The sequence below is a fragment of the Parabacteroides sp. genome, from assembly GCF_977054455.1.
In genome coordinates this window covers 80,062-86,871 of record NZ_CDRTCT010000027.1, presented here as the reverse complement: position 1 = coordinate 86,871, position 6,810 = coordinate 80,062, and the positions used below count along the sequence as shown (strand labels likewise).

3 protein-coding genes are annotated in these 6,810 nt (G+C 50.4%); all 3 read right to left on the bottom strand.

The window, feature by feature from the left end:
- Positions 1–1,088: 1,088 nt before the first annotated feature.
- Positions 1,089–3,020, bottom strand: coding sequence for an NAD(+) synthase (locus ACW6QF_RS14260; protein ID WP_456088309.1), 1,932 nt, complete (start codon positions 3,018–3,020; stop codon positions 1,089–1,091).
- 210 nt (positions 3,021–3,230) lie between these two features.
- The gene (locus ACW6QF_RS14255) at positions 3,231–5,417 is read right to left on the bottom strand and encodes a glutamine synthetase III family protein (protein WP_456088308.1); all 2,187 of its coding nucleotides are present in this window, start codon (positions 5,415–5,417) and stop codon (positions 3,231–3,233) included.
- Positions 5,418–5,519: 102 nt separating this feature from the next.
- Positions 5,520–6,788, bottom strand: a complete 1,269-nt coding sequence (locus ACW6QF_RS14250) for an ammonium transporter (protein ID WP_456088307.1) — start codon at positions 6,786–6,788, stop codon at positions 5,520–5,522.
- Between the last annotated feature and the right edge of the window lie 22 nt (positions 6,789–6,810).

Below are 6,810 nucleotides of genomic sequence, written 5' to 3'. Positions count from 1 at the left end.
CATGCACATCTACATCTTTTTTAACTCCATTTTATGACAATGAATATTTATTCCCTCAAATAAGCTGGCATAGTCCATAGATAAAGGCGGTTAGCATATTTTGCTGCCCCGAAAATGACGAAGAACCCAAGTTTTTCCCATTTCTCTGTCACTGTATCACTAATTCATCTTTACCGATTGATATTCAGTTTGTTCCGTAGTGATACATACCTGTTTTCTCTATCACTAAAGTATCACAACAGTGTCACTACCCTATCACAGGTAATTTGGTACGAAAACATGTATTATGTTTATAAAAAACTGTATATAAGCATATTGCGAATAACACATACAACAAGCACCATATTCTCATTCCTGCAAATCACTCGATTGTTTTATGTAAAAACGACTATAAAATATGTAAAACCGAGTAGTTCCCATGGTCCGGAAAGGTACTTTAGTTGCCGGACATCCCTCTGTTACCCCTTTTTACACCCGGGTGTAGAGACCAGGTACACCCGGGTGTAAAGGGTGGCGACATGGGGGTGTTTGCGGGATTATGTGCTTGTTTCTTGCTAAAAAAGAGAGGGCTTTTGTAGAATGAAGAACCGTATTTTGCCGATTTAACACCTATTGTATTCGTTTTTACATTTGTTTGTCTGATTGTTTTATATGCTTTTTCAAAAGCAAAAGAAGGCAATATGCTGTTTTTCAATCATACGATAAAAATGCCATGTTTCAGGAGTGATAGAGGAGTGATAGAAAAGTGATAGAGAAAAACGTCATGTATCACTTCTAATAACGCTTGAATATCAATGGATATATACTTCATGGTGATAGAGTGACAGATGATTTGCAGAAAACTTCGTATGCAGATCACAGCCTTGGGAAATTTTGATGCGGTTGCTTTGCTTATTCTATAGCAAACAGCTTTTTACCATTTTGCTTTCATGTTCTTCAACAGAAAAGAAACCGGGTGCAAATTATATCGAACTCACGTTAAATAATAGGTTTTCATTGTTTTATTGACCATTTCCAAACGGTCATAGCTATCAATAAAACAATGAAAACCAATAAAATCATTTTTGCTGGATGAATCGGCCCGGTAACTATACTTTGATTCGTTCTATTTCTTCCAACCAAAGTCGCGACACTGCATCGCTCGGCATACGCCAGTCTCCACGCGGCGAAAGGCTGACGGAGCCGACCTTGGGGCCGTCCGGCAGGCAACTGCGTTTGAATTGCTGTTGGAAGAAGCGGCGGAAAAAGATGTAGAGCCATTTCTTGATCGTAGCATTGTCGTAGAGGCCTGAGAATGCTTTCTGTGCTAAGAAATAGATTTTGGACGGATGAGAACCGAAACGCAGGAAATGGTAGAGGAAGAAGTCGTGCAGTTCGTAAGGACCGACCAGATCTTCTGTCTTTTGTTTGATGTTGCCGTTCTCGTCAGCCGGGATCAGTTCGGGGCTGATCGGCGTGTCGACGATGTCCAGCAGGGTGAGGCGTGACGATTCGTCCACCTTGTTGTCGGCGATCCATTCGACCAAGTATTTGACCAGTGTTTTCGGGATGCTGCCGTTCACACCGTACATCGACATGTGGTCACCGTTATAGGTCGCCCAGCCGAGTGCCAGTTCGGAGAGGTCGCCGGTCCCGATCACGAGGCCGTTCTCCCGGTTAGCGATGTCCATCAGCAGTTGGGTCCGTTCGCGAGCCTGGCTATTTTCGTAGGTCACGTCGTGGACGGACGGGTCGTGGTCGATGTCGCGGAAATGTTGCAGGCAGGCTTCCTTGATCGAGATCTCTTTCAGTGTGACACCAAGGGAGCGGATCAGGTCGCAGGCGTTGGTATAGGTGCGGTCGGTCGTGCCGAAGCCGGGCATCGTGATACCGATGATTTGTTCGCGCGGCATCTTCAGGGCGTCGAAGGTCATGGCGGTCACAAGCAGTGCCAGGGTGGAGTCGAGGCCGCCGGATATGCCGATGATGGCTGTCCGGGCATGGGCGTGGACGATCCGTTTGGCCAGCCCTGCAACCTGTATCTGGAAGATTTCCTCGCAGCGTTCTTTCAGCGCATTGCCGGAAGGGGTGAACGGGTGCGGGTCGACCGGGCGGGTCAGATAGCATCTATCCGGATGCGGGAGCTGGAAATCTATGGTTTGTGTTTCTTTCTTCAGCAGTCCGGGTGCGCCATACATGAAACTGGTGTTTACCTGGCGGTCGTTCTGTAAGGTGTCGAGGTCGATCTCACTGATGACAAGTTGTTCTTCCATCGTGAAACGGGGAGATTCGGCAAGCAGGTTGCCGTTCTCGGCTATGATCCCATTACCGGCAAAGACGAGGTCGGTGCTCGATTCGCCGAAGCCGGAAGAGGCGTAGACATAGCCTGCCATGCAACGGGCGGACTGCTGGCAGATCAGCGAACGCAGGTAGGCGTGCTTGCCGATCAGTTCGTTGCTGGCAGAGAGGTTGAAGATGATGTTGGCTCCTTCCATCGCCAGCAGGGAACTGGGGGGGACGGGAACCCAGAGGTCTTCGCATATCTCGATGCCGGCAGTCAGCCGTCCCGAACGGAACAGCAGGTGGCTTCCCATTGGAGATTCTTCTTCCCCGATGGAAATCGTCGATTCCCGAAGTTCCGTGGCGGATGTGAACCAGCGTTGTTCTTGGAATTCTTTGTAGTTGGGCAAATATGTCTTAGGGACAACTCCCCGTATGACTCCTTTCTGGAAAACAACAGCGGCATTGATCAGCCGGTTTTCCGTCCGGAGCGGAACGCCGACAATGGTCAGGATATCCAAGTCGGCCGTATCGTTGAGCAGTCTGAGCAAAGCCGCTTCTGCGCCATCGAGCAGCGTCTGCTGGGCGAAGAGGTCGAGGCAGGTATAGCCGGTGACGGACAGTTCGGGGAAAGCGATGATCTGCACGCCTTTTTCCGATGCTTGCCGCATCAGCCCTTCTATTTTTTCTATATTATAAAAACAATCCGCTACCTGTACATGCGGTACGGCGGCGGCAACTTTTATAAATCCGTAGTTCATATTCGTTTATGTTTGTCTTATAGGTTTTTTGAGTTTGTCGGGGTTCTGACGGCAATCGTTTCCATTGTTGCAATTTCATTGCCGTCATGGCGTAAACTCTTTTCTTTTTGATTATGCTCCAAAGGTATATAATTCCTTTGTAATAAAAAAGAAGGGGAGCCATACTTCGCAGCATGCTCCCCTTGCAAACACAAAACAATCAACAAAAAACTATCTGATAAATAACAGTTCCCTGTATTTCGGTAATGTCCAGATCTGGTCGTCGACCACCAGTTCTAATTTGTCGATGTGGTAGCGGATGGCTTCCAGCATCGGGACGATCTTGTCGTGGTAAGCGATTGCTTTCTCGCGTTCGCTCTCGATCTTGTTGGCGACTTTGCGGGCTTCCACCATTTCGTCTACCTTTTCTTTGATGAAGTTGGTACGGTTGGCGATGTCTTCGATGATTTCCAGGTTGCGGGATGAAAGGACGGAAGCCTTATCGGCAGGGAAAAGGTCTTTCATCTTGTAGACGTTGTCGATCAGGGAAGTCTGGTATCTGGTGGCGGTCGGGATGATGTGATTCATCGCCAAGTCGCCGAGTACGCGGGCTTCGATCTGGATTTTCTTCGTATAGGTTTCCCATTTGACTTCGTTACGGGCTTCCAGTTCCTTACGTGTCATGACACCGGTGGATTCGAACATCCGGACGCTGCTTTCTTTCAGGTAGTTGTCGAAGATCACCGGCACGCTTGTTTCGCAGTCCAGGCCACGACGGGCCGCTTCGGCTTTCCATTCGTCACTGTAGCCGTTGCCGTCGAAATGGATCGCCTTGCATTCCTTGATGTCTTTACGGAGCACTTCGAGGATGGCGGCGAATGTTTCCTTGCCATCGGCAATTTTTGCATCGACCTCGGTTTTGAATGTCTTCAACTGTTCGGCTACGGCTGCGTTCAGGGCGAGCATGGCGGAAGCACAGTTGGCCTCGGAGCCTACGGCACGGAATTCGAAGCGATTGCCGGTGAAGGCAAAAGGCGAGGTACGGTTACGGTCGGTATTGTCGATCAGCAGTTCGGGGATGCGGGCGATGTCGAGCTTCATGCCTTGCTTGCCTGCCAGCATCAGGTCTTCCGGTTCGCTTTTTTCGAGATGTTCCAAGACTTTCGACAACTGTGTTCCGAGGAAGCTGGAAATGATTGCGGGAGGTGCCTCGTTGGCCCCTAAGCGGTGGGCGTTGGTGGCGCTCGAAATGCTGGCTTTCAATAATCCGTTATGGTGGTAGACAGCCATCAGCACATTGACGATGAAGGTGATGAAGCGGAGGTTTTCTTCCGGTGTCTTGCCCGGAGCCATCAGGAGAATGCCTGTGTCGGTTCCCAGTGACCAGTTGTTGTGCTTGCCGGAACCGTTTACGCCTTTGAACGGTTTTTCGTGTAGTAAGACACGGAAGCCATGCTTACGGCTGATCTTGCGCATCAGAGCCATTACAAGCAGGTTATGATCGTTCGCCAGGTTGCATTCTTCGAAAACGGGAGCCAGTTCGAACTGGTTCGGGGCCACTTCATTGTGGCGTGTTTTCAACGGAATACCTAATTTGAGCGATTCGATTTCCAGGTCCTTCATAAACTCCATGACACGGGTCGGGATGGCGCCGAAGTAGTGGTCTTCCAGTTGCTGGTTCTTTGAACTCTCGTGTCCCATCAGCGTACGGCCTGTCAGTAACAGGTCGGGACGTGCGGCATACAAGCCTTCGTCTACCAGGAAATATTCCTGTTCCCAGCCCAGATAGGCATACACTTTCTTTACATCCGGGTTGAAGTAGTGGCAAACGTCTGTGGCAGCCTTGTTGACGGCTTCAAGGGCTTTCAGCAACGGGGCTTTGTAGTCCAGTGATTCGCCGGTATAAGCGATGAAGACAGTCGGGATGCAGAGCGTATCGCCTACGATAAAAGCGGGAGAGGAGGGATCCCAAGCGGAATAACCGCGTGCCTCGAATGTGTTCCGGATACCGCCGTTCGGAAAACTGGATGCATCGGGTTCCTGCTGGATCAACAGCTTGCCGGAGAACTCTTCGACCATGCCGCCCTTGCCATCGTGTTCGACGAAAGCATCATGCTTCTCGGCCGTCCCCTCGGTCAGCGGGTGGAACCAGTGCGTGTAGTGGGTGGCTCCCATTTCGATCGCCCATTTTTTCATGCCGGCAGCTACGGCATCGGCTGTTTCTCGATCGAGTGGAGCGCCGTTGTCGATGCAGTCCGTGATCCGTTCGTACGCTTTTTCGGGAAGATATTTGAACATCTTCGCCCGGTTGAATACGTTCTGCCCGAAATAGTCGGATGGACGTTCGGCAGGAACCGGTACTTCTGCAGCCCGTTTCTTGAAGGCTGTCTCTACTACTCTGAATCTTAACTTTGACATAATCTTTATTGTTTTTAGATGTCGATTGAAATTTTGTGATCCCGGACTTGATCCAGGATCATATTTTGTATTGATTAAACGGGATTTAGGTACAACCTCCCGTTAGCTATTGTAAGCCGTTTCGCCATGTTCGTAAATGTCCAGCCCCTCTTCTTCGACACGAGCCGGAACCCGGAGGCCGTGTACGATATCAAGCCCTTTGAAGACTACGAACCCCATTCCGGCAGCCCAGCAGCCTACTATCACCGCCCCGAACAACTGTGCCAGCAGGAAGTTTGCGCTGCCGCTGTAGAAAAAACCTTCTTCGGTAGCGAACAGCCCCGTCAGGATGGTTCCGAGGCAACCGCAAACACCGTGCACGGAAGAGGCGCCTACCGGATCGTCTATCTTCAGGACATGGTCGATAAAGTCGACCGCATAGATCATCACCGCCCCGCAGATGATGCCGATAATGGCCGCTCCGGCCGGAGAGACCAGGTCGCAACCGGCAGTGATACCGACTAATCCGGCCAATACGCCGTTCAGCGTCAGAGACAGAGATGGTTTCTTGTACTTCAACCAGGCAACGATCAGGGAAGTGAATCCACCGGCACAGGCTGCCAGGTTGGTTGTCAGGAATATATGTGCGATCGCCGTACGGTTACCCTCGCCGGCCGCAGCCAACTGCGAACCGGGGTTGAACCCGAACCAGCCGAACCACAGGATGAATACACCGAGACAAGCCAGCGTCAGGCTATGGCCGGGTATGGCTCGTGATTTTTTGTCTTTCCCGTATTTGCCGATGCGAGGTCCGATGATAGCCGCACCCACCAAGGCAACCCATCCGCCTACAGAATGGACGACTGTGGAACCGGCAAAATCGTGAAAGACAGTCCCGAACGTTTTTATCATGAAACTATCCTCTTCACCGTTCATCAACCAGCCGCCACCCCAGGTCCAGTGACCGCTGACGGGGTAAATCAACACGCTGATCAGGATGGTATATGCCAGGTACATGGAAAATTTGGTCCGTTCCGCCATCGCACCGGAAACGATTGTGGCGGCTGTCGCGCAGAATACCGTCTGGAAGATCAGGAATCCTTCGACCGGCAATTGGGAATGATAGAAATTCAGGTTGAACAAATGAGGCATCCCGACGAAACCGCCTGCCCCGAACATGATACCGAAACCAACGGTCCAGAACAGCAACGATCCCAGCATGAAATCGAGCAGGTTCTTCATCAATATATTCGCCGTGTTCTTGGTCCGGGTAAAGCCGGCCTCCACAAGGGCGAATCCCGGTTGCATGAAAAATACTAACATGGCTGCAAGCAGCATCCATACGGTATCGAGCGATAGGGCTAAGTCTGTAATTGTATATGTAGTATCCATTGTAATTGTTTGTTTAATTGAT